This is a genomic window from Streptomyces sp. NPDC014907, assembly GCF_055562975.1.
Genome location: NZ_JBVHEG010000001.1, coordinates 530,280 through 553,000, shown reverse-complemented (window position 1 = coordinate 553,000; position 22,721 = coordinate 530,280). Strand labels below are relative to the sequence as shown.

Below are 22,721 nucleotides of genomic sequence, written 5' to 3'. Positions count from 1 at the left end.
CCGGGCCCGAGGCGCCCCTCCTCCCGGCGCGCGGGGCCCTTCCTACAGCCAGCCGTTGCGCTTGAGCGTGCGGTGGATGGTGAGGCAGACCGCGATGATGCCGGCCAGGACCATCGGGTAGCCGTACTTCCAGTGCAGCTCGGGCATGTGCTCGAAGTTCATCCCGTAGACGCCGCAGACCGCCGTGGGGACGGCGACGATCGCCGCCCACGAGGTGATCTTGCGCATGTCCTCGTTCTGCGCGACGGTCGCCTGCGCCAGGTTGGCCTGGAGGATCGAGTTGAGGAGTTCGTCGAAGCCGACGACCTGCTCCTGGACGCGGGCGAGGTGGTCCGCGACGTCCCGGAAGTACTTCTGGATGTCGGGGTCCACGAGCCGCATCGGCCGCTCGCTGAGGAGCTGCAACGGCCGCGCCAGCGGCGTGACGGCCCGCTTGAACTCCAGGACCTCGCGCTTGAGCTGGTAGATCCGGCCGGTGTCGGTGCCGCGCGTGGAACCCTTCACGGCCGGCGAGAAGACGTCGATCTCCAGCTGGTCGATGTCCAGTTCGACGGAGTCCGCGACCGCGATGTAGCCGTCCACGACGTGGTCCGCGATGGCGTGCAGCACGGCCGAGGGGCCCTTGGCGAGGAGTTCCGGCTCGCTCTGGAGGCGGTGGCGGAGGTTGCGCAGGGAGCCCTGGCCGCCGTGCCGGACGGTGATGACGAAGTCGGGGCCGGTGAAGCACATCACCTCACCGGTCTCGACGACCTCGCTGGTCGCGGTGAGTTCGGTGTGCTCGACGTAGTGGATCGTCTTGAAGACGGTGAAGAGGGTGTCGTCGTACCGCTCCAGCTTGGGCCGCTGGTGGGCGTGGACGGCGTCCTCGACGGCGAGCGGGTGCAGCCCGAACTCGGCCGCGATGCCGGCGAATTCGGCCTCGGTCGGCTCGTGCAGCCCGATCCAGGCGAAGCCGCCGCTCTCCCGCACCTGCCGCATCGCGCCGCGCGGCGTGAGGCAGTCGCCGTCCTCGACCCGGTGCCCGTCGCGGTAGACGGCGCAGTCCACGACGGCGGTGGAGGCCGAGTGGTCGCGGGTGGGGTCGTACGCGGTGTACGTGGTGGGGGTCTTGCGCAGGGGGTGCCGCAGGCTCGGGCGGACGGCGGCGCGCAGGTCACGGATCATCGACATGGGCATGCTCCTTCACGGAGAGGCCGCCGGCGACCGTGGCACAGCCCGGAATGGGGACGTGGAGCTACGTCGTCCACAAAGCGGGCGGCACCGGGGGATCGCGGTGACGGCGTTCGCTACAGACAGGCAAAGGCGAAATGCTCTTCCGTCGTGCGAGATGCCGGAGAAGGAGGGTCACGCGGTCCGTGCGGATCGGGGAGGATCACGCGGACCCGGAATCACCGGAGAGGAGAACGCACCGGGCTCGGGTGCGGGGCGGAAGAGCCGCTGGTACTGCCCGACCGACTTCGGTCCATCGCAGCCCCACCTCCTCCGGCCGGTCCCCCGTGAGGGATGACGTGTGACGAGAGATCGGGAATCCGGGACACCCGACCAGCGGCCAAGACTATCAGCCGACAGAGGGTCAATCCCTTGTTTTGCCCGTTCCATACGCGCTTTATGCTCAACTCATGGGAGAAGTTCTTGCTCTGGTCGAGGCCCGGTTGCGTACGGCCCTCGGGGAACCGGACGCGCGCGCCGCGGTGACGTTCCTCGGCACGGACCGGATCGAGGTGCTCCGTTTCGTCGACGGCGATCTCGTGCGGTACGCGACCCTCGGGATGTCCGCGCTGCCGATGGCCGACCCGACCTCCGCGCTCGCCGATCCGGTGAAGGGCCCCCGCGCGGAACTCGTCCTCACGGTCCGGGGCGGCTCCGCCGACACCGACAAGGTGCTGCGCCCGCTCGCCGTGCTCGCCGCCACCCCGCAGGTCGAGGGCCTGGTCGTGGCCCCCGGCGCCTCGCTCGACGTGGGCGACCCGCTCTGGCCGGGCGCCCCCTTCAGCTCGGTCCTCGTGGCGGAGCCGGGCGGCCTGGTGGAGGACCTGGAGCTGGACGCCCCGATGGACCCGGTGCGTTTCCTGCCGCTGCTGCCGATGACCGCGAACGAGGCGGCGTGGAAGCGGGTGCACGGGGCGCGGGCCCTGGAGGAGCGCTGGCTGGCACGCGGGACGGACCTGCGCGACCCGCTGCGCAGGTCCGTCGAGCTGGACTGATCCGCGGTCCCGGGCCGGTCCGCGCCCCGGGCCGGGCCGGCGCGCGGGCCCCGGGCCGGGCTGTGGTTCCGGGCCGATTTGCGGTCCCGGGCCGGTCCGGGGTCCTGGGCCGGTCCGTGATCCCGGGCCGGTCCGTGACCTTGAGCCGGCCGTGACCCCGAGCCGGTCCGGGGAGCCCCGGCACCCCGCGCGGCGGCGTCTTCCCGGCCGGCCCCCGGGGCGGGGTCGCGGCACGAACGGGAGGGGCGCGCGGGTGGACGGTCCGTGCCGGACGGGTGATCGTCCGGGGTCGTCCTTGACGCGGGACCGAAGGGGTAGGACCGTTGAGCCCTATGAGGGGCGAACCCAGTTGTCCTAAGTGCGGTGGCAGGGTCAGGGCGCCCGGTCTCTTCGCAGACTCCTGGCAGTGCGACGCGCACGGCTCGGTGCACCCGCTCCAGCCCGTCGTCCCGCCCAGCGTCGAGGCCCTCGGCGCGGTGACGCACCGGTCCCAGGTGCCGGTGTGGATGCCGTGGCCCCTGCCCGTCGGCTGGCTCTTCACCGGGATCGCCTGCGCCGGCGACGACCGCAGCGGCGGGCGCGCGACCGCCGTCGCCTGCTCGGGACCGGGCCCGCTCGGCGGCATCGGGGAACTGCTCCTGGTCGCCGAGGAGCTGGGCGTCGGCCTCGGCGCCCGGTACGCCGGCATCGAGGGCCCCGATCCCGGCTCCGGCCTGGCCATCGACAAGCCGCCCCAGACGAAGGTGCTCGCCGCCGGGCGCCCCACCCCGCTCTGGCACGTCAGCGGCGCCCCGCACGACCGCGCGGTCTTCGCGGGCGAGGCGCGCGGCCTGTGGCTGTGGGCGATCGTCTGGCCGGAGCAGTCGGGCCTCCTCATGTACGACGAACTGGTCCTCACCGACCTGCGGGACGCCGGCGCGGAGGTCGAGCTGCTGCCGTGCGGGGCGCTCACGCCGAGGCTCCTGGGCTGAAGCGCGGTGCGGAAGGCGCCCGTCCTCCGGGCGGACGGCGCCTCTCCCGGCGCGCGCTCCGGGGCGCCCCGTCCGGACGGCTTCGCGCGGGCGTGTTCGATTCGCCCGTTATGCTGAAGCGTCCCCCGTCCGTCCCGAGCCCCGGAGCACCGCGTCGTGCGCATCGACCTGCACACCCACTCCACGGCCTCCGACGGCACGGACACCCCGGCCGAACTGGTCAGGAACGCGGCCGCCGCCGGGCTCGACGTCGTCGCCCTCACGGACCACGACACCACCCGCGGCCACGCCGAGGCCGTCGCCGCGCTGCCCGCCGGGCTGACCCTCGTCACCGGGGCCGAACTGTCCTGCCGGATGGACGGCGTCGGCCTGCACATGCTCGCGTACCTCTTCGACCCCGAGGAGCCGGCGCTCCTCGCCGAGCGCGAGCTCGTCCGGGACGACCGGGTGCCGCGCGCCCGCGCCATGGTGGACAGGCTCCGGGAGCTGGGCGTCCCCGTCACCTGGGAGCAGGTGGCCCGGATCGCCGGTGACGGCTCCGTGGGCCGCCCGCACGTCGCCGAGGCCCTGGTCGAGCTGGGGGTCGTACCGGACGTGTCCGCCGCCTTCACGCCCGCCTGGCTCGCCGACGGCGGCCGGGCGTACGTCGGCAAGCACGAGCTGGACCCGTTCGAGGCGATCCGCCTCGTCAAGGCGGCCGGCGGCGTCACCGTCTTCGCGCACCCGCTCGCCGTCAAGCGCGGCCACGTGCTGCCGGAGGCCTCGATCGCGCGGCTCGCCGAGGCCGGTCTCGACGGCATCGAGGTCGACCACATGGACCACGACGAGGCGACGCGGGCGCGGCTGCGCGGGCTCGCGAAGGAGCTGGGCCTGCTGGTCACCGGCTCCAGCGACTACCACGGCAGCCGCAAGACCTGCCGCCTCGGCGAGTACACCACCGACCCCGAGATCTACGGCGAGATCACCCGCCGCGCGGCGGGGGCCTTCCCGGTCCCCGGCGCCGGGGGACCCGCCGCCTCCTAGGCCTCCGGCCGGTACGGCCGCGCCGGACTCCTCCCGGGGGCCGCGCCGGCCCGCCCGCGCCCGGCCCCTCCGGGGCGGCTCCCGTCCGGCGCGGTCGCGCCGGCCCGCCGTCCCGGCCCGCCCGGAGGTTCCCGCTCCTTCCCGGTCCTTCCCCGCGCGTCCACGCGCCGCGCGGGGACGGACCTCCCCCTGCCCCGGCTCCGGAATTCAGCATTCCGCTCCGGGGCGCACCCCACCGTTCCACCTCTCCCGCAAGGCACCCCACGTGTTCGACGCCGCCGTCTTCGGCTCGCTGTTCCTGACCCTCTTCGTGATCATGGACCCTCCCGGGATCACCCCGATCTTCCTCGCCCTCACCTCCGGCCGCCCGGCCAAGGTGCAGCGCCGGATGGCCTGGCAGGCCGTCGCCGTCGCCTTCGGCGTCATCGCCGTCTTCGGCGTCATGGGGCAGCAGATCCTGGCCTACCTGCACGTCTCCGTCCCCGCGCTGATGATCGCGGGCGGGCTGCTCCTGCTGCTCATCGCGCTCGACCTGCTCACCGGGAAGACCGACGAGCCCCAGCAGACCAAGGACGTCAACGTCGCCCTCGTGCCCCTCGGCATGCCCCTGCTCGCCGGGCCGGGCGCGATCGTCTCGGTCATCCTCGCCGTGCAGCACGCCGACGGCGCGGCCGCGCAGGTCTCCGTCTGGGCCGCCATCGCCGCCATGCACGTCGTCCTCTGGCTGACCATGCGGTACTCGCTGGTGATCATCCGGATCATCAAGGACGGCGGCGTGGTCCTGGTGACCCGGCTCGCGGGCATGATGCTCTCCGCCATCGCCGTCCAGCAGATCATCAACGGCGTCACCCAGGTGATCCGGGGCTCCTGACCCCGGGAAGGCCCGCTCCCGCCCGGGAGCGCCGGGCCCGGACACCACTGCGCCCCCGTGCGGATTCCGCTGTCGCGGAGTCCGCGCGGGGGCGCGGTGCGTGGGTGGACCGGGCCTGTTACGAGGCCGAGGTCTCGGCGGGACGGATCCAGATGCGCTGGCCGATCGAGGCGGCCTGCTGCACGATCCGGTTGACGGAGGCGGCGTCCACGACCGTCCGGTCGACGGGCGTGCCGTCGACGTCGTCGAGTCGCAGGATTTCGAAGCGCATGGGCTTCTCCCTTCGTCTGAGTTGATCCTCCTGGTGGAGAACTGCGTTACAGATCTCTACAACGAAGCGCACCCGGCAAACATTCCTTACGCTAAGGAAAATTTTCGGATGCCTAACTACCAGTGGGTAGGGGGGTGTGGCGGCCGCCCCCTCCACAGCGGACAATGAGCCGCGTATGAACGACGCCGACACCACTCGGGTGACCGAGACCGACGCCCGCCTGCGCGCACTCGACGCACGGCTGGAGCGCACCAACGAGCTCCTGCGACGGATGCTGGCCGAGGTCGCCAAGACCCCCTCCACCCACGCCATCTTCGTCGACGCGGGTTACGTCCATGCTGCGGCCGGGTTGCTGGTGACGGGCACCGAGGACCGGCGCTCCTTCGACCTCGACGCGGAAGGGCTCATCGAGGCCTTCATCGACAAGGCCCGCACGATCTTCGCGGACAGCAGACTGCTGCGCGTCTACTGGTACGACGGCGCCCGCCGCCGCATCCACACGCCCGATCAGCAGGCCATCGCCGAACTTCCCGACGTCAAGGTCCGCCTCGGCAACCTCAACGCCAACAACCAGCAGAAGGGCGTCGACTCCCTCATCCGCACGGACCTGGAGTCCCTCGCCCGCCACCGCGCCATCAGCGACGCCGCCCTCGTCGGCGGCGACGAGGACCTGGTCTCCGCCGTCGAGGCCGCCCAGGGGTACGGGGCCCGCGTCCACCTCTGGGGCATCGAGGCCGCCGAGGGCCGCAACCAGGCCGAGGCGCTGCTCTGGGAGGTCGACAGCCAGCGCACCTTCGACCTGGACTTCTGCCGCCCGTACGTCACCCGCCGCCCCGTCACCACGTACGAGAACGAGGGCGAGCCGCCGCCCTCCCGCGAGGAGGTGCGCTTCGTCGGCGCCCGCATCGCGGCGACCTGGATCGCCGAACGGGGCCGGGACCGGCTCGCCGAACTCCTCCCCGGCGCGCCCTACCTGCCCGGCACGATCGACCAGGACCTCCTCGTCGAGGCGGAGCGCCTGCTCAGCCGCTCCCTGCGCGGCCACCCCCCGCTCCGGCGCGCCCTGCGGGACGGTTTCTGGCAGCACCTCAAGGCGCAGTACTGACCCCGGCGGGCGCGGCCGTCCGCTCCCAGAAGCCGACGAGGCGGTCCGCCAGCTCGCCCGGGTGCGACACGTTGGGGGAGTGGCCGGCGCCCGCGATCACCGTGTGGTGCGCGCCGGTGCGGGCCGCCGCCGCGGCGAGGTCCGCCGTCGACCAGACCATCTCGTCCGTCCCGTACGCGAAGTGCAGCGGCGCCGGCAGCCCCACCAGCTCCTCCGTACCGTCCCGGCGGTCGAGCAGCAGCCGTCCGGCACCCCTGAGCTGGGCGATCCGGGTGCGCGCCCACCGCCGCCGCAGGAAGTCCGCGACGTCCGGCACGTCGGCGGTGTCCGGCTCCTCGCCCCGGCTGTCCAGCCAGCACATCGCCCGCCACACCCGGTCCTTCGGCAGCAGCGCGAGCGCGATCCGCAGCGCCCGCACCCGGACCCGCTGCGGCCGGGACACCCGGCCGACGCCGGAGGAGAGGAGCGTGAGGGAACGGAAGGCGTCCGGCGCGAGCGCCACCGCCGCGCGGGCCACCAGACCGCCGAACGAGTGGCCGAGCAGGTGCACGGGGCCGTCGCCCAGGGCCGCGGCCTGCGCCACCGCGTCGAGCGCGAGCGCCCCGCGGCGGTAGGCGGCCCGGCCCCGGGGCCCGGGGGTGTCGTTCTGCCCGCGCCCGTCCACGGCCACGGCCCGGTACCCGGCCTCGCCCAGCGGCTCCAGGAGGGCGAGGAAGTCCTCCTTGCTGCCGGTGTACCCGGGCAGCAGCAGCACCGTCCCGCGCCGCTCGCCGGACGGCTCCGCGTCGAGCACGGCGAACGGCCCGCGCGCGGTCTCCAGACGGCGGGCACGGGTACGGGGAGGCAACACCAGCGACCGGGGCTTGCTCATACAGGGACTGTAACCGCCGGGGCGCGGGGCGGAACGGCCGGCGGGGACCGGTCCGGGCCGGTGCCTGCGGGGGCGCCCCGCGACCGGGAGCACCGGTCCGCGCCGCCCCGCGCCGTCCGGCGGAGGGGGCCCGCGAACGCCGCAGCGGCCCGGCCCCCGGGAAGGGGACGGGCCGCTGCGGCGGGACGGGACGGACTCAGCTCTCGGCCGGGGCCGCCGTCTTCTTGGTGGTGCGGCGGCGCGGGGCCGCCTTCGGCGCCTCTTCGACGGCCTCGGCGGCGACCGGCTCGGCGGCCGCCTTCTTCGCCGTACGGCGACGGGCCGGCGTCTTCGGCTCGGAGGCGTCCGGCGCCTCGGCCGCGACCGTCTTCTTCGCGGCCCGGCGGCGCGGGGCCTTCGGAGCCTCTTCGGCGGTCTCGGCGTTCCCGGCGGCGGGTTCGGCCACTTCGGCCACGGCCTTCTTCGCCGTGCGGCGACGGGGAGCCTTCGGGGCCTCCTCGGCGGTCGCGACGGTCTCGGCGGCCGGCTCGGCCGCGACCGTCTTCTTCGCGGCCCGGCGGCGCGTGGTCTTCGGCGCCTCCTCCACGGCCTCGGCGGTCCCGGCGGCCGGTTCGGCCACGGCCTTCTTCGCCGTGCGGCGGCGCGGGGCCTTCGGGGCCTCCTCGACGGGCTCGGCGGCCACCGGTTCGGCCGCGACCGGCTCGGTGACGGCCGCGTCCCCGGTCACCGGCGTCTCGGCGGCCACCGGCGAACCGGCGGTCTTCCGGACGGCGCGGCGACGGCGCGGGGCGGCCTCGGGGGCCTCCTCGGCCGGGGCCGGAGCGGCGACGGCGGGCACGACGATGACGGCCGCGGCCTCGGCGGACGCCGGGGAACCGGCGGCCCTCGTGGCCGTACGCCGACGGCGCGGGGCGGGCGCGGGGGCCTCCTCCACGACGGGGGCGGCGACCGGCTCGGCGACGGTCCCGTCGGCCGGCGCTTCGGCGGTCACCGGCGAACCGGCGGGCCTGCGGGCCGCGCGACGGCGGCGCGGGGCCGGAACCTCGGCGGAGGCCGGGGCCCCGGCGGACCCGGTCGCCGGAGCGGCGGCCTCGACGGCCTCCGCGACCGGCTCGGCGACGGCCTTCCCGGAGGCGCGGCGCGCGGTCCTCCTCGGCTCCTCGCTCCTCACCGGCTCCCCGGCCTTCGGCTCCGCCGCGACGGACGGGGCCTCGGCCACGGGGTTCGCCCGGAGGGCCGCCGCGGCGGTCTCGGGCGTCTGGAAGGAGACGGTGTCCTCGACCTGGCGTGCCACACGGGCACGACGGCGGCGCGCCGCGAGGGACGGCCCCTGGACGGCGGGGGCCGCGGGGGTCCGTACGGCCGGGGCGGCCGGAGCGGCGGGGGTGGACTCCGGGCGGGCGGCGCGGGCGCGGCGGCGGGGGGCCTGCGGCTCCTCGCTCCTCCGCTCCCCGGCCTTCGCCGGCTGCTCGGCCCTCACGGGCTGCTCGGCCTTCACGGGCCGTTCGGTCCCGCGCTCCTCGACGGCCGCCGGGGCCTCGGCGACGGCGACCGGAGCGGTCCGCGTCGCCTCCGCCGTCCGGTCCGCCGGGGGAGTCCGGTCGGCGGAGGAGGGAACGGACCGCGCGACCGGCGCTGAGCCCTGGGCGCCGACGCGGGTGCGGCGGCGGCGGCGCGGGGTGCGCGGACCGGCCTCGGCGCGGGCCTCGTCGGAGGGCGCCTCGACGGCCGGGGCCGTCTGAACCGGGGCCGCCTGGGCCGGGGCCGTCCGAGCCGGGGTCTCCGCCGCCGGGGCGTCCTGCGCCGCCGGGGCGTCGGCGGACTCGCCGCCGCCCCGGGTGCGCCGGCGCTGGCGCGGGGTCCGGGTGCGCTCCGGGCGCTCCTCGGTCCGCTCCGCCGCCTTCGGGCCGCGGCCACGGCGTCCGCCGGGCTCGCCCAGGTCCTCCAGCTCCTCCGCGCCCAGACCCGCGCGGGTCCGCTCGGCGCGGGGCAGGACGCCCTTGGTGCCGGCCGGGATGTCCAGCTCCTCGAACAGGTGCGGGGAGCTGGAGTACGTCTCGACCGGGTCGTGGAAGTCCAGGCCGAGCGCCTTGTTGATGAGCTGCCAGCGCGGGATGTCGTCCCAGTCGACCAGCGTCACCGCCGTACCCTTCGCGCCCGCGCGGCCGGTGCGGCCCACGCGGTGGAGGAACGTCTTCTCGTCCTCCGGCGTCTGGTAGTTGATGACGTGGGTGACGCCCTCGACGTCGATGCCGCGCGCGGCGACGTCGGTGCAGACGAGCACGTCGACCTTGCCGTTGCGGAAGGCGCGCAGCGCCTGCTCGCGGGCGCCCTGGCCGAGGTCGCCGTGGACGGCGCCGGAGGCGAAGCCGCGGCGTTCCAGCTGCTCGGCGATGTCGGCCGCCGTGCGCTTCGTGCGGCAGAAGATCATCGCGAGCCCGCGGCCGTTGGCCTGGAGGATGCGGGAGACCAGCTCCGGCTTGTCCATGTTGTGCGCGCGGTAGACGTGCTGCTTGATGTTGGCGACGGTCACGCCCTCGCCGTCGGGCGAGGTGGCGCGGATGTGCGTCGGCTGCGCCATGTAGCGGCGGGCCAGGCCGATGACCGCGCCCGGCATGGTGGCCGAGAACAGCATGGTCTGGCGCTTCGCCGGAAGCATCTTCATGATCTTCTCGACGTCGGGCAGGAAGCCCAGGTCGAGCATCTCGTCGGCCTCGTCCAGGACGAGGACCCTGACGTGGGAGAGGTCGAGCTTGCGCTGGCCGGCCAGGTCGAGCAGGCGGCCCGGGGTGCCGACGACGACGTCGACGCCCTTCTGCAGCGCCTCGACCTGCGGCTCGTACGCCCGGCCGCCGTAGATGGCGAGCACGCGGACGTTGCGCACCTTGCCGGCGGTCAGCAGGTCGTTGGTGACCTGCTGGCACAGCTCGCGGGTGGGGACGACGACGAGCGCCTGCGGGGCGTCGGTGAGCTGCTCGGGCTTCGCCCGGCCGGCCTCGACGTCCAGGGGGACCGTCACGCGCTCCAGGATCGGCAGGCCGAAGCCGAGGGTCTTACCGGTGCCGGTCTTGGCCTGGCCGATGACGTCGGTGCCGGTGAGGGCGACCGGGAGGGTCATCTCCTGGATGGGGAAGGGGTTCACGATGCCGACGGCCTCAAGGGCCTCGGCCGTCTCGGGAAGGATTCCGAGCTCTCGGAAAGTCGTAGTCAGGGTGCTGCCTCTTCTGTGAGACGCGGCGCGAGGCGAACGAAGGGGGTCGTACCGTGCCGGGACACTGCCGGCTCGGTCGGAAAGACCGCCGCCGGGTGGCACGGGACCACTGCCGTCGCTCGAGCGTCGTACCGCTGAGGGTGACCCTTCCGCGGGGTCCGCCGGAAGGGCTGTCGGGCCGGAGCCGATCGGGCCACCGACCGGGCATCCTCATTCATGCGTCGGCCCACCGGGTACGTCCGAACGTGCGAAAGCATGTCCGCATACTCGGCAGGCGCCTTACCACTGTACCCCGGAATCGCGCATGTGTGTTGGGGGAAATCCGGATGAGGGCGCGGTCACACCGACTGGCCGGGACCTTCCACGGGTGTGCGAGCGGGCTATTGTGCGCTGCATGGAGACGCCTGACAACGCCACACCCACCGGGATCGCCGCCAAGGACTGGGCGACGGCATCCGCCGAGCCGCAGTACCGCGCCGCCGTGATCGACCTCCTCGGCGCCCTGGCCTACGGAGAGCTGGCGGCCTTCGAACGGCTCGCCGAGGACGCCAAGCTGGCGCCCACCCTCGCGGACAAGGCGGAGCTGGCGAAGATGGCCTCGGCCGAGTTCCACCACTTCGAGCAGTTGCGGAACCGTCTCGCGGCCGTCGACGCGGAGCCGACGGAGGCCATGGAGCCCTTCGCGAAGGCGCTCGACGACTTCCACCGCCAGACCGCGCCGTCGGACTGGCTGGAGGGTCTCGTCAAGGCGTACGTGGGCGACTCGATCGCCAGCGACTTCTACCGCGAGGTCGCCGCCCGGCTCGACTCCGACACCCGTGGCCTGGTCCTCTCCGTGCTCGACGACACCGGCCACGGGAACTTCGCCGTGGAGAAGGTCCGCGCCGCGATCGACGCCGACCCGCGCGTCGGCGGCCGGCTCGCGCTCTGGGCGCGCCGCCTGATGGGCGAGGCGCTCTCCCAGGCCCAGCGCGTGGTCGCCGAGCGGGACGCGCTCTCGACCATGCTGGTCGGCGGCGTCGCGGACGGCTTCGACCTCGCCGAGGTGGGCCGCATGTTCTCCCGGATCACCGAGGCGCACACCAAGCGGATGGCCGCGCTGGGCCTCGCCGCCTGATCGCGCGCCCCACAGGGGGACGGGCGGCGCCGGTCAGACCACGGCTGATCGGCGCAGTCCGCGCGAGGCGGGGCGGATCAGGAGCGAGAGGACGACCGCCGCGACCGCGACGGCACCCACCAGGGTGGCGAAGGGGTGGCCGGGACCGAGCGCCCCGTGCGTGACGAACGCGCCGAACACCCCGCCCAGGCCTCCGGTGACGAGGACGAGCCCCCGGCCGGGAAGACGGCCGGGCAGCCGGCGCACGGCGGCCCAGGCAAGAACGAGACCGAGCAGGGCGGAACCGAGGGCTTCCAGATACACGGGGGGATCACCTCGCGAGGGGTGCGGGGCGGACGGTGCGGTCGAGGTCCTTCCTACCCGTGGCGCCCCGCGGACAATCCTTCCGCACGCCCCGGCGTGCGCGTACGGACGAAGGAGGGGCCCGGCGGACCGAGACGGTCCGCCGGGCCCCTCCTTCGTGTCCGGGGTCTCAGAGCGCGCCGAAACCCACACGGCGGACGGTGGGCTCACCGAGCTCCACGTACGCGATCCTGTCGGCCGGAACGAGGACCTTGCGGCCCTTCTCGTCCGCGAGGCTGAGCAGCTGCGCCTTGCCGGCCAGCGCGTCGGCAACCGCGCGCTCGACCTCCTCGGCGGACTGCCCGCTCTCCAGAACGATCTCCCGGGGCGCGTGCTGCACGCCGATCTTGACCTCCACGGCTATGTCCCTCCGAACGGTCAGCGTTGCGCGATCTACCCGCGCCGTACGCTGCACACATTAGCCCGGCGAGGGGACGCGTACGGCTCAACGGCCGCACGCCAGGAGCGAACAGGCCGGGGGGCGGGGAACCGGCGGGATCAGTGGCCCTCGGCGCTGAGCTGGCCGTCCACCGGATGCAGCGGGAAACCCGCGATGCCGCGCCAGGCCAGCGAGGTCAGCAGTTCCACCGCCTTGTCGCGCGGGATGGGGGACTCGCTCGACAGCCAGTAGCGGGCGACGACCTGGGAGACGCCCCCGAGCCCCACGGCCAGCAGCATCGACTCGTCCTTGGACAGGCCGGTGTCCTCGGCGATCACCTGGGAGATCGCCTCGGCGCACTGCAGGCTGACCCGGTCCACGCGCTCGCGCACGGCCGGCTCGTTCGTCAGGTCGGACTCGAAGACCAGCCGGAACGCGCCGCCCTCGTCCTCGACGTAGGCGAAGTACGCGTCCATCGTCGCCGCGACCCGGAGCTTGTTGTCCGTGGTCGACGCCAGGGCCGTGCGCACGGCGAGGAGGAGGGACTCGCAGTGCTGGTCGAGCAGGGCCAGGTAGAGCTCCAGCTTCCCCGGGAAGTGCTGGTAGAGCACCGGCTTGCTGACTCCCGCGCGCTCGGCGATGTCGTCCATCGCGGCGGAGTGGTACCCCTGGGCGACGAACACCTCCTGGGCCGCGCCGAGGAGCTGGTTCCGCCGGGCACGTCGCGGCAGGCGCGTGCCCCGAGGGCGTGCTGCCTCTGTCTGCTCGATGGCGCTCACGCGGCCTCCCACATTTCGATCGATGCGCGCTGTAGCGACGCGCCGCCATCGTACTTTTGGGTAACCCGGCTGTGCGCGGTGCGGACGCAGAATTTCACGGACCGGACGCCACGGTCGACACGCGGTCCGGGAAACGGAACGGGAAACCGGTGAGCGGCCCGGCGTCAGCGGTAGTCGTCCTCGTCAAGGGCGACCACCCGCGCCTGCTCGACGGCGTCGGCCTCGTTCGCCGACTCGCGCTCGACGTGGGTCAGCGGCTCGTCGTCCTCGGGGCGCAGCTCCGTGTGCTGTTCGGCGGCGTCCGCCTCCGGCGTCTCCTCGTGCAGCACGACGACCTCTTCTTCCTCGGCGAACGTGTCCGGCTCGGTCGGATCGACAGTCATGCGGTTCCTTCCGGTGCGAAGGGCGGTCCTCTCCGACGCCTTCCCTCCGAGCGTAGGAGCACACCCGCCCCGGCGCACACGCACTCGTCGCGCACGTGTGACCGCACCCACACGCGAGGCCGCGTGATCGTCTCGTAATATTGCGGCCATGTCCTCGACCGAGCTGCCCGAAACCCGGACCGCCGCCGCACCGCCCGGGGCCCGGGCCCGCGCCGTACGGGTCGCCGACGGCGAGGAGCTGCGCTCCGTCGCGCTGCCCGGGCTCGGCCTCACCGTGCGCTCCCGGCCCGGCGACCGGCCCGGCCTGCCGCCCGCCCTGTACGTCCACGGCCTCGGCGGCTCCTCGCAGAACTGGTCCGCCCTGATGCCGCTGCTCGCGGACGTCGTGGACGGCGAGGCCGTCGACCTGCCCGGTTTCGGCGTCTCCCCGCCGCCCGGCGACGGCGACTACTCGGTCACCGGGCACGCCCGCGCCGTCATCCGCCTCCTCGACTCCGGGGGGCGCGGACCGGTCCACCTGATCGGCAACTCGCTGGGCGGCGCCGTCGCCACCCGCGTCGCCGCCGTCCGCCCCGACCTGGTCCGCACCCTGACCCTGGTCTCCCCGGCCCTGCCCGAGCTGCGCGCCCAGCGCACCGCCTGGCCCACCGCGCTCCTCGCGCTGCCCGGCGTCTCCTCCTTCTTCGCGAAGCTCACCCGCGACTGGACCGCCGAACAGCGGGTACGCGGCGTCATGGCACTCTGCTACGGCGACCCCGGCCGGGTGACCGACGAGGGCTTCCTGCACGCGGTCGAGGAGATGGAGCGGCGCCTGGAGCTGCCGTACTTCTGGGACGCGATGGCCCGCTCCTCGCGCGGCATCGTCGACGCCTACACCCTCGGCGGGCAGCACGGGCTGTGGCGGCAGGCCGAACGGGTCCTCGCGCCGACGCTGCTCGTCTACGGACGGCGCGACCGGCTCGTCTCGTACCGCATGGCCCTGAAGGCCGCCGCCGCCTTCAGGGGTTCGCGCCTGCTCACCCTGCCCGACGCGGGGCACGTGGCGATGATGGAGTACCCCGAGACGGTCGCCCAGGCCGTCCGGGAACTGATCGCCGATCACGGCGGGAGCTGATCCGGGGCGTGGGACGACACAGTCGCAAGGGCTCCGTGCCCCCGGTGGCCGACACCGGGCAGCGCGAGACGGCCGCACAACGGAGGACGGGCCCGGAACCGGGCGCCGGGCAGGCTCCCGGGACGGGACGCCGCCGCAGACCCGCGACCGGCGACGACGGCCAGGACCGGGCGGGCACACCGGCCCACGGGACGCCGGCGCACGGAACCCCCGCGCACGGGACACCGGTGTACGGAACTCCCGCGCACGGCACGCCGGTTCGCGGCGGCTCCGGCTCCTCCTCCGCTTCCGGGGCCCCCCGGCACGCCACCCCCGCGCACGGCACCCCCGCCTACGGCCGTGGCTCCGCGTCCGGCGACCCCGGCCGGGAGACGGCCGTGCGGGGCGGGCATCCGCAGCACGACGAGGGGGGCGCTCCGCGTCCCGCGCCGTACACGGGCCGGCGCGGCGCCGCCCGGGCCCCCGCGCCCGAACGACCCGGCGGGCAGGAGCCGTTCGTCCCCGGGCCCCGCTCCGGGGACGGCCCGGAAACCGGCCCCGCCCCCGGGGACGGGACCCCGGCCGGCCGGAGCGGGATCGGCCGCACCCTCACGGGCGTCGCGGCCGCCGCCGTCGCCACCGTCCTCGCCGTCGTCGTCGCCGGGCAGGTCACCGACCACGGGACGGGCCCGTCCGTCGCCCGCGCCGCCGGGGGACCCGCCGACCGCGCCGTGGACGACGCCTCCGCCTCCCGCTCCGACGACCGCGCCGTCCCGGCGTCCCCGACGCCCGGGCGGACCCCGGAGCCGACGTACGAGCAGCTGATGACCCGGCAGTTCCCGATCGACCCGAAGCTGAAGGGGAGCGGAGTCTTCGAGGCCGTGCCCGGCTTCCAGAAGGCGCCCGGCAAGGGGAAGCTGATCCGGTACCGGGTCGACGTGGAGAAGGGGATCGGACTCGACCCCCGGCTCTTCGCCGAGGCCGTGCAGAAGACCCTCAACGACCGGCGGAGCTGGGCCGGCGACGGCGCAATGACGTTCGAGCGGATCTCCAGCGGCGAAGCGGGATTCGTCATCACGCTCGCCAGTCCCGGCACCACGGGCGACTGGTGCCGGAAGTCCGGGCTCGACACGACGGTCGACAACGTGTCCTGCGACTCCGCCTCCACCGAGCGCGTGATGATCAACGCGTTCCGCTGGGCCCAGGGCGCCGCCACCTTCGGCCCCAAGGCCATGTACGCCTACCGCCAGATGCTCATCAACCACGAGGTGGGACACCGGCTCGGCCACGGGCACGAACTCTGCCGCACCCCGGGCGCCCTCGCCCCCGTGATGCAGCAGCAGACCAAGTCCCTGGACATCGACGGCGTTTCGTGCCGCCCCAACCCCTGGGTGTACCCCGGGAAGTGAGCCCCGGGACGCCCCACGGCCGGTCGAGGCCCGGAGCGCCCGCGCCGCCCTGGCGGCCCGGCTTCCGTCCCCCCGCCCGGCCGGACGCCCACGGCGGCACGCGCGAGCCGGCGCCGGGGCCCGCCCGCCCCGCGCCCGCTCGCCGCCGCGCCGCTTAGCGCGGCGGAACGCGACCGGGGCGGGAAAGTTACGAGCATTCACCCCTTCCGGTGGTGCGACGGACAACCGTCCGTCGCGCCACCGGCTTCTCCGCTTACGTTCTTCCCGCTGCGAGCCGCCGGACCGCCGGTGGCCGCCGTCAAGGGAGATCGGGGGTGTGCTCGTGCGGATCGGACTGTTGACGGAGAGTGGCCGCCCGTACGCCACCGGTGACGCGGAGGGCTGGTGCGAACGGCTCGTGCGCGGGCTCGCACAGCACCGGTTCGACCTCTACGCGACCGGCCTCCCCTCTTCCCCGGGTCCCTCGGGCGCCGTTCCGCCGCTGCCCCCCCACGCCCGCCTCGTCCGCGCGGCCGACCCGGCGGGGAGCGACGCGGGTCCCGCCGGGAACCGCCTCGAACGCGCCGTGTTCGGGGAGTTCCGCGCCGCCCGCCGCGCCTACGGCCGCCGCGACCGCCGCCGTTTCACCGAGGCGTACGAACTGCTCGTCACGGGCGTCTGCGCCGAGGACGCGGACGACACGGGGACCCCCGCCGCCGAGGCTGCCGCGACCGCCTTCGCCGAAGGGCTCTACGCGCTCGCCGAACTCGCCCGCGAACGAGGGGGAATGCCCGGCGCGCTCCGTTCCGACGACGCCGTGCGCACCCTCGAAGCCGTCTGCCGCGCGCCCGGCGCGCGCCGGAGCACGGCCGCCGCCGGGCTCCCCGACCACCTGGCCTTCGCCGGACACCTGGAGCGCGCCCTGCGCCCCCTCTCGTACGACTGGTACGAGGAGGACGCCCTCGGCGCGGCCGACCTCTGCCACGCCGCGGCCGGAGGCGTCACGGCCCTTCCCGGGCTGCTGGCCAAACGCTTCTTCGGAACCCCGCTGCTCGTCACCGAGTACGGCTCCCGGCTCCGCTCCCACTACCTCGCGGACACCGGCACCGACCGCTCCGCGCCCCTGCGCGCCCTGCTCGCCTCCCTCCACGGCCGGCTGGCCGGCGAGGTCTACCGGCAGGCCGCCCTCCTCACCCCCGACAACGCCCACACCCGCCGCTGGCAGGAGAGGTGCGGCGCCGACCGGGACCGCATCCGCACCGTCCACCCCGGCATGGTCTCCGACCGCTTCGACGCGGTGGGGGAGGACGAGGAGAGCGGCGACCCCGCCACCCTCCTCTGGGTCGGCCGGCCCGACCCCGCCAAGGACCTCGTCGCCCTGCTGCACGCCTTCGCGGAACTCCGCTTCCGGCAGCCCGACGCCCGGCTGCGCGTCGTCACCGTGCCCGTGCGGGACCCGGGCGCCGACGCGTACCTCGCCCACTGCCGGGGGCTCGCCGCGCAGCTCTTCCCCGACGAGGCCACCGGGGCGTACGCCGTCGGCGAGAGCCCCGTCGCCTTCGAGGAGCTGGGGGGCCCGGAGGCGCCCACCCTGGAGGACACCTACGCCTCCGGCGCGGTCGTCGCCCTCTCCAGCGTGGTCGAGGGCTTCCCGGCCGGCCTGGTGGAGGCCATGTTCTGCGCGCGGGCCACCGTCTCGACCGACGTCGGCGCGGTCGTGGAGATCGTCGGCGGCACCGGCCTCGTCGTGCCGCCGCGCAACCCCCGGGCGCTCGCCGACGCGTGCCTCGCGCTGCTGCGCGACCCCGGGCGCCGCCACCGGCTCGGCGCCGCCGCCCGCGCCCGCGCCCTCGAACTCTTCACCGTCGAACAGAACCTCGCCGCGTTCCGCTCCCTCTACCTCGAACTCCTCTCCCACGCCCCGGTGCGCCGCCGGCCCGGGGACGGAGCCCTCTTCGCCCACCCCGCCGAGGCCCACGTGCCGGGCAGCTGGGCCCACAAGAACGCGACGGCGGGGACAGGAGCCCCCGATGCCTGAAGGAGGCACCCCCATGCGCGGCCCCGCCGCCCCCACCGGACCCGGAACCCGGAGCGCCCGCTCCGAGATCCTCCTCGGCACGCCCGCCGTCGACGCCCCGCCGCCCGGCATAGCCCCGGCCCCGGGGGCGGTCACGGCGGCGTCCCCGCGGCCCGACACGAACCGGACGCCGCCGCGCCCCGGCGGCGGGGACGACGGCACACCGGAACACGCGGCCGGCGCCGCACCGGCGGAGGGCGGCGCGGAGGCGCCGGAGGACGACCGGAGCGGGTCCGGGACCGCCGGGCGGCCCGGGGTCCCCGGACGGTTCGGGACCGCCGCAAGGTCCGGGGCCCCCGGTGGGCCGGGAGGAACGGACCCGGGCCTCTCCCGGGCCCCGCACGGCTCCGCCGCGAAAGCCCCGGCCTCCCCGGCCGCCCCGGCGCTCCCGGCGGTCCCGCGTTCGGACGCGCCCCCGTCCCCGGCCGCCCCCACGCCCCCGACCGCTTCCACGGCCCCCCTCCCGGCCGCGCCCACGCCCCCCGGCGCCCCCGGGGCACCGGCCCCGGCGGCCCCCGCCGCCCCCCGCCCCCGCCGGGGCACCGCCGACCCCGTCCGCGTGCTCATGCACCGGCACCGGGAGCTGTGCGAACGGGCCGTCGACGCGCTGGAGGTCGCCGCCGGGCTCGAAGCGCGGGGGTTCACCGACCGGACCGCCGCGCGCTACCGGCACCGGGACGTGTTCGCGCTCGCCGAGGAGCTGTACGCCCGCGTACCGCGCGGCCGGGAGGAGACCCCGCCCCCCGCGCCCCGGCGGGAGGCCGTCGCCCCCTGGGCGTTCGCCGCGCTCGCGCCCGGCGCCGTCGCCGCGCTCACCGGACTCGGGCTCGCCCTCACCCACGGACCCGTACGCCTCGCCGCCGGAGCCGCGGGCGCCCTCGGGCTCGCCGGGGCGCTCCTCCTCGCCGTCCGGCGCGGCCCCCTCCGCGCGCCCGGCGGCCGGACCGTGCCCGCCGCCGGCCTCTGGACCCTCCTGCTCCTGGCGTACGCGGCCGGCGGCGACGGGTTCCTCACCGAGGTGCTCAGCGGCGGCCCCGACGGTCCCTGGGAACTCACCACCGGCCCCCTCCTCGGCCTCGCCCTCGCCGTGGCCCCGGCCGCCTGGTGCGCCCACCTCTTCACCCACCGGGCCCGCCGCCTGATCGCCGGCAGCCGGGGCCTCGCCGACTTCGCCGCCTCCGCCCGGAGGCTGCTCCTCGGCACCGTGGCCCTCCACCTCCTCGCCCTCGCCGCCCTGCTGGGCCCCACCGGGTTCAGCCCCGGCGCCCTCGCCCTCGGCGCCCTCCTGCTGCTCGCCCGGCTCCTGACCGCGCACGGCTTCCCCGAGACGGCCACCGCCGCCCTCGCCGCCGCCTGCGCCGCCGAGGTCCTCGCCCCCGCGAGCGTCCTCTCCTCCCGCCTCCCCCTCCCCGGCTTCGACGCGCTCGCCGTCCCGGTGCGCGCCGTCGTCGCCGCCTGGGGCCCCGGAGCCGTGCCCACCCTCGTCTGCGGCGCCGCCGCGCTCGGCCTCCTGGCCCACGCGACCGGCGTCCTCACCCGGGCCTCCGCCCACACCGCCCCGTGAACCCCCCACGCGTCCGCGGAGCCGACGCCGCGGGCGCGCCGTCCCTTCCCTCACCCCGCAAGGAGAACGAAGACCATGACCCCTCGATCCACAGCACCGGCCGGTCGGCACGAAGGGGCCGCGCGATGAGGGTGCTACTGCTCGGAGCCAACGGCTTCATCGGCCGCTTCGTCGCCGACCGGCTGCTCGCCGACCCGGCGGTCCACCTCACGGCCCTCGGCCGGGGCGACGACGCCGACGTGCGCTTCGACCTCGCGTCCGGCAGCCCCGGCGCGCTCACCCGGTTCCTGGACGCCGTCCACCCCGGCGTCGTCGTCAACTGCGCGGGCGCCACCCGCGGCGGCGCCCGCGAACTGACCCGGCACAACACCGTCGCCGTCGCCACCGTCTGCGAGGCCCTGCGCCGCAGCGGCTGCGGCGCCCGGCTCGTCCAGGTCGGCTGCGCCTCGGAGTACGGTCCCAGCCAGCCCGGCTCCTCCACCGCCGAGGACGCCGTGCCCCGCCCCGGCGGCCCGTACGGCGTGTCCAAGCTGGCCGCGACCGAACTCGTCCTCGGCTCGGCGCTCGACGCCGTCGTCCTGCGGGTCTTCTCGCCGGTCGGCCCCGGCACCCCCGCGGGCTCCCCGCTCGGCCGCCTCGCCGAGGCGATGCGCCGGGCGATGCAGGCGGGGGACGGCGAGCTGAAGCTCAGCGGCCTCGGCGTGCAGCGGGACTTCGTGGACGTGCGGGACGTGGCGCGGGCCGTCCACGCCGCCTCGCTCTCCGCCGCCCAGGGCGTCGTCAACATCGGCACCGGCCGCGCGGTCCGGCTCCGCGACGCCGCCGCCGTCCTGGCCCGGGTCGCCGGCTACGCGGGCAACCTGAACGAGCTGGACGCCCCGCACGGCGTCCCGCAGCGCCCCGTGATCGGCGCCCCCCGCACCGAGGGGACCATCGCCGACCAGCTGGCCTCCGCCCCCTACCCGTACCCCGACGGCTGCGGTCCCTGGCAGCAGGCCGACGTGCGCACCGCCCGCGACCGGCTCGGCTGGCGGCCCCGGATCAACCTGGAGGAGTCGCTCGCGGACATCTGGATGGAGGCGGCGTGTCGCATCTGACGGCCACCGCCGCCGGGTCGGTCCGGGCGCTCGGCGTGGGCGTGCCCGGCTACGCCCATCCGCTGCTCGCCCCCGTCGAGTGGGGCGAGCTGACCCGCCCCGGCACCCCGCTGCACTGGGCGGTGCTCAACGTGGCGGAGGGGCCGGGCAGCCGCCCCGACCCGCACTGCCTGGAAGCGGCCGGGAGGCTCCGCGACGCCGGGGTCAGGGTCCTCGGGCACCTCGACGCCGCGTACGGCGCCCGGCCCTTCGGGGAGCTGGTGTCGGACGCCCGGCGCTTCCTCGACTGGTACCGGGTGGACGGCTACTACCTGGACCGCTGTCCCGCCGACCGGGCCGACCTGGCCGGGGTCCGGCGGGTCGCCACCGCCCTGGGGGCGGGCCCCGGCGGCGGGTCCCACCTCGTCCTCGGCCACGGCACCCACCCCCATCCCGGGTACGCCGAGACCGCCGACCAGCTGGTGACGTTCTCCGGCGCCTGGGCGGACTACCGCTGGTCACAGGTGGCCGAGTGGACCGCCGCGTACACGGAGACGAAGTTCGTCCACCTCGTGCACGGCGTCCCGCGCACCCACCTGGACGAGGCCCTGCGGATCGCCCGCTGGCAGGGCGCCGGAACGATCTTCTTCACGGACCGGACGGGGAGTCCGGGACAAACCGCCCCGTTTCACTCGCTGCCCGGCTACTGGGACGAAATCGTCTCGCGGATCGGAACGGGTGTCTCGGAATGAGAAGGGGCGTGGCAGTGTTACGGGGAGAACAACCGTACTGACATACCGACAACCGGAGTCCCCGTGTCGCTGCCACCCCTGGTCGAGCCGGCCGCCGAGCTCACCGTAGACGAGGTCCGCAGGTACTCCCGCCACCTGATCATCCCGGACGTCGGGATGGACGGGCAGAAGCGGCTGAAGAACGCCAAGGTGCTGTGCGTCGGCGCCGGCGGCCTCGGTTCGCCGGCACTGATGTACCTGGCCGCCGCCGGCGTGGGCACGCTCGGCATCGTGGAGTTCGACGAGGTCGACGAGTCGAACCTCCAGCGCCAGATCATCCACAGCCAGTCCGACATCGGCCGTTCCAAGGCCGAGTCGGCGCGCGACAGCGTCCTGGGCATCAACCCGTACGTGAACGTGGTCCTGCACCAGGAGCGCCTGGAAGCCGACAACGTGCTGGAGATCTTCGGCCAGTACGACCTGATCGTGGACGGCACCGACAACTTCGCCACCCGCTACCTGGTGAACGACGCCTGCGTGCTGCTCGACAAGCCGTACGTGTGGGGCTCGATCTACCGGTTCGACGGCCAGGCGTCGGTCTTCTGGTCCGAGCACGGTCCCTGCTACCGCTGCCTCTACCCGGAGCCCCCGCCGCCGGGCATGGTCCCGTCCTGCGCCGAGGGCGGCGTCCTCGGCGTGCTCTGCGCGTCCATCGGCTCCATCCAGGTCACCGAGGCCATCAAGCTCCTCGCCGGCGTGGGCGACCCGCTGGTCGGCCGCCTGATGATCTACGACGCCCTGGAGATGCAGTACCGCCAGGTCAAGGTCCGCAAGGACCCGAACTGCGCGGTCTGCGGCGAGAACCCGACCGTCACCGAGCTCATCGACTACGAGGCCTTCTGCGGCGTCGTGTCCGAGGAGGCGCAGGAGGCGGCGGCCGGCGCGACGATCACTCCCAAGCAGCTCAAGGAGTGGATCGACGACGGCGAGGACATCGACATCATCGACGTCCGCGAGCCGAACGAGTACGAGATCGTCTCGATCCCCGGCGCGCGCCTGATCCCCAAGAACGAGTTCCTGATGGGCACCGCCCTCCAGGACCTCCCGCAGAACAAGCGGATCGTCCTGCACTGCAAGACGGGTGTCCGCAGTGCGGAAGTCCTCGCCGTGCTCAAGTCCGCGGGCTTCGCGGACGCGGTGCACGTCGGCGGCGGCGTGATCGGCTGGGTCCACCAGATCGAGCCCGGGAAGCCGGTCTACTAGGA

The 22,721-nt window shown here is 75.1% G+C and carries 21 protein-coding genes; 13 read left to right on the top strand and 8 right to left on the bottom strand.

Annotation, left to right across the window (positions count from 1 at the left end):
- Positions 1-42: 42 nt before the first annotated feature.
- Positions 43-1,170 (bottom strand): magnesium and cobalt transport protein CorA, encoded by a 1,128-nt coding sequence (locus tag ACZ3IL_RS02395; protein ID WP_467385716.1) that lies wholly within the window; start codon positions 1,168-1,170, stop codon positions 43-45.
- 449 nt (positions 1,171-1,619) lie between these two features.
- Between ACZ3IL_RS02395 and ACZ3IL_RS02390 the strand changes: the two genes are divergently transcribed.
- From ACZ3IL_RS02390 to ACZ3IL_RS02375, 4 genes are all read left to right on the top strand, one after another.
- Complete coding sequence (locus ACZ3IL_RS02390) at positions 1,620-2,204, top strand: suppressor of fused domain protein (RefSeq protein ID WP_467385714.1); 585 nt, start codon at positions 1,620-1,622, stop codon at positions 2,202-2,204.
- A gap of 332 nt (positions 2,205-2,536) precedes the next feature.
- The gene (locus ACZ3IL_RS02385; RefSeq protein WP_467385712.1) at positions 2,537-3,175 is read left to right on the top strand and encodes a DUF6758 family protein; all 639 of its coding nucleotides are present in this window, start codon (positions 2,537-2,539) and stop codon (positions 3,173-3,175) included.
- A gap of 156 nt (positions 3,176-3,331) precedes the next feature.
- Positions 3,332-4,198, top strand: coding sequence for a PHP domain-containing protein (locus ACZ3IL_RS02380; protein WP_467385710.1), 867 nt, complete (start codon positions 3,332-3,334; stop codon positions 4,196-4,198).
- A gap of 265 nt (positions 4,199-4,463) precedes the next feature.
- Positions 4,464-5,069, top strand: a complete 606-nt coding sequence (locus tag ACZ3IL_RS02375) for a MarC family protein (RefSeq protein ID WP_467385708.1) — start codon at positions 4,464-4,466, stop codon at positions 5,067-5,069.
- Between the two features lie 118 nt (positions 5,070-5,187).
- Here ACZ3IL_RS02375 and ACZ3IL_RS02370 read toward each other — a convergent pair whose 3' ends face one another.
- On the bottom strand, positions 5,188-5,340 hold the full coding sequence (locus ACZ3IL_RS02370) for a hypothetical protein (protein WP_104860408.1): 153 nt from the start codon (positions 5,338-5,340) through the stop codon (positions 5,188-5,190).
- A gap of 175 nt (positions 5,341-5,515) precedes the next feature.
- On the opposite strand from ACZ3IL_RS02370, the gene ACZ3IL_RS02365 reads away from it, so the two are divergent.
- Positions 5,516-6,445: an NYN domain-containing protein gene (locus ACZ3IL_RS02365; RefSeq protein WP_467385705.1), complete on the top strand. Its 930-nt coding sequence runs from the start codon at positions 5,516-5,518 to the stop codon at positions 6,443-6,445.
- Here the strand turns inward: ACZ3IL_RS02365 and ACZ3IL_RS02360 are convergent.
- Positions 6,429-7,316 carry an alpha/beta fold hydrolase gene (locus tag ACZ3IL_RS02360; protein WP_467385703.1) on the bottom strand — a complete coding sequence of 296 codons (888 nt, stop codon included), beginning with the start codon at positions 7,314-7,316 and terminating at the stop codon, positions 6,429-6,431. The two genes, ACZ3IL_RS02365 and ACZ3IL_RS02360, sit on opposite strands and share 17 nt — an antisense overlap.
- Positions 7,317-7,512: 196 nt before the next feature.
- The gene (locus ACZ3IL_RS02355; protein ID WP_467386785.1) at positions 7,513-10,434 is read right to left on the bottom strand and encodes a DEAD/DEAH box helicase; all 2,922 of its coding nucleotides are present in this window, start codon (positions 10,432-10,434) and stop codon (positions 7,513-7,515) included.
- Positions 10,435-10,921: 487 nt separating this feature from the next.
- On the opposite strand from ACZ3IL_RS02355, the gene ACZ3IL_RS02350 reads away from it, so the two are divergent.
- Positions 10,922-11,644 carry a ferritin-like fold-containing protein gene (locus ACZ3IL_RS02350; protein WP_467385701.1) on the top strand — a complete coding sequence of 241 codons (723 nt, stop codon included), beginning with the start codon at positions 10,922-10,924 and terminating at the stop codon, positions 11,642-11,644.
- Between the two features lie 33 nt (positions 11,645-11,677).
- Here ACZ3IL_RS02350 and ACZ3IL_RS02345 read toward each other — a convergent pair whose 3' ends face one another.
- From ACZ3IL_RS02345 to ACZ3IL_RS02330, 4 genes are all read right to left on the bottom strand, one after another.
- Entirely contained in the window at positions 11,678-11,947 is a 270-nt protein-coding gene (locus tag ACZ3IL_RS02345; protein WP_467385699.1) for a hypothetical protein, read from the bottom strand.
- Positions 11,948-12,116: 169 nt separating this feature from the next.
- Entirely contained in the window at positions 12,117-12,344 is a 228-nt protein-coding gene (locus ACZ3IL_RS02340; RefSeq protein WP_467385697.1) for a DUF3107 domain-containing protein, read from the bottom strand.
- Positions 12,345-12,484: 140 nt separating this feature from the next.
- A complete protein-coding gene (locus ACZ3IL_RS02335; protein WP_467385695.1) occupies positions 12,485-13,144 on the bottom strand; it encodes a TetR/AcrR family transcriptional regulator in 660 nt (219 codons plus the stop codon).
- A 164-nt stretch (positions 13,145-13,308) separates the two neighbouring features.
- Positions 13,309-13,527 (bottom strand): hypothetical protein, encoded by a 219-nt coding sequence (locus ACZ3IL_RS02330; protein ID WP_467385693.1) that lies wholly within the window; start codon positions 13,525-13,527, stop codon positions 13,309-13,311.
- 148 nt (positions 13,528-13,675) lie between these two features.
- Between ACZ3IL_RS02330 and ACZ3IL_RS02325 the strand changes: the two genes are divergently transcribed.
- From ACZ3IL_RS02325 to moeZ, 7 genes are all read left to right on the top strand, one after another.
- A complete protein-coding gene (locus ACZ3IL_RS02325) occupies positions 13,676-14,641 on the top strand; it encodes an alpha/beta fold hydrolase (protein WP_467385691.1) in 966 nt (321 codons plus the stop codon).
- 8 nt (positions 14,642-14,649) lie between these two features.
- Positions 14,650-16,029, top strand: coding sequence for a DUF3152 domain-containing protein (locus ACZ3IL_RS02320; protein WP_467385689.1), 1,380 nt, complete (start codon positions 14,650-14,652; stop codon positions 16,027-16,029).
- A gap of 322 nt (positions 16,030-16,351) precedes the next feature.
- The gene (locus ACZ3IL_RS02315; RefSeq protein WP_467386783.1) at positions 16,352-18,046 is read left to right on the top strand and encodes a glycosyltransferase; all 1,695 of its coding nucleotides are present in this window, start codon (positions 16,352-16,354) and stop codon (positions 18,044-18,046) included.
- Between the two features lie 604 nt (positions 18,047-18,650).
- Complete coding sequence (locus ACZ3IL_RS02310; RefSeq protein ID WP_467386781.1) at positions 18,651-19,649, top strand: hypothetical protein; 999 nt, start codon at positions 18,651-18,653, stop codon at positions 19,647-19,649.
- Between the two features lie 125 nt (positions 19,650-19,774).
- Complete coding sequence (locus ACZ3IL_RS02305; protein WP_467385687.1) at positions 19,775-20,746, top strand: NAD-dependent epimerase/dehydratase family protein; 972 nt, start codon at positions 19,775-19,777, stop codon at positions 20,744-20,746.
- Positions 20,734-21,477 carry a spherulation-specific family 4 protein gene (locus ACZ3IL_RS02300; protein ID WP_467385685.1) on the top strand — a complete coding sequence of 248 codons (744 nt, stop codon included), beginning with the start codon at positions 20,734-20,736 and terminating at the stop codon, positions 21,475-21,477. Before ACZ3IL_RS02305 ends, ACZ3IL_RS02300 begins: the two co-directional genes overlap by 13 nt.
- A 63-nt stretch (positions 21,478-21,540) precedes the next feature.
- The gene (gene moeZ / locus ACZ3IL_RS02295; RefSeq protein WP_467385683.1) at positions 21,541-22,719 is read left to right on the top strand and encodes an adenylyltransferase/sulfurtransferase MoeZ; all 1,179 of its coding nucleotides are present in this window, start codon (positions 21,541-21,543) and stop codon (positions 22,717-22,719) included.
- Positions 22,720-22,721 lie beyond the last annotated feature (2 nt).

Coding starts and splice junctions, on each gene's coding strand:
- ACZ3IL_RS02395 (WP_467385716.1), bottom strand. CDS start 1,170: ATGTCGATGATCCGTGACCTGCGCGCCGCCGTCCGCCCGAGCCTGCGG.
- ACZ3IL_RS02390 (WP_467385714.1), top strand. CDS start 1,620: ATGGGAGAAGTTCTTGCTCTGGTCGAGGCCCGGTTGCGTACGGCCCTC.
- ACZ3IL_RS02385 (WP_467385712.1), top strand. CDS start 2,537: ATGAGGGGCGAACCCAGTTGTCCTAAGTGCGGTGGCAGGGTCAGGGCG.
- ACZ3IL_RS02370 (WP_104860408.1), bottom strand. CDS start 5,340: ATGCGCTTCGAAATCCTGCGACTCGACGACGTCGACGGCACGCCCGTC.
- ACZ3IL_RS02365 (WP_467385705.1), top strand. CDS start 5,516: ATGAACGACGCCGACACCACTCGGGTGACCGAGACCGACGCCCGCCTG.
- ACZ3IL_RS02360 (WP_467385703.1), bottom strand. CDS start 7,316: ATGAGCAAGCCCCGGTCGCTGGTGTTGCCTCCCCGTACCCGTGCCCGC.
- ACZ3IL_RS02355 (WP_467386785.1), bottom strand. CDS start 10,434: ATGACCCTCCCGGTCGCCCTCACCGGCACCGACGTCATCGGCCAGGCC.
- ACZ3IL_RS02350 (WP_467385701.1), top strand. CDS start 10,922: ATGGAGACGCCTGACAACGCCACACCCACCGGGATCGCCGCCAAGGAC.
- ACZ3IL_RS02330 (WP_467385693.1), bottom strand. CDS start 13,527: ATGACTGTCGATCCGACCGAGCCGGACACGTTCGCCGAGGAAGAAGAG.
- ACZ3IL_RS02325 (WP_467385691.1), top strand. CDS start 13,676: ATGTCCTCGACCGAGCTGCCCGAAACCCGGACCGCCGCCGCACCGCCC.
- ACZ3IL_RS02310 (WP_467386781.1), top strand. CDS start 18,651: ATGCACCGGCACCGGGAGCTGTGCGAACGGGCCGTCGACGCGCTGGAG.
- ACZ3IL_RS02305 (WP_467385687.1), top strand. CDS start 19,775: ATGAGGGTGCTACTGCTCGGAGCCAACGGCTTCATCGGCCGCTTCGTC.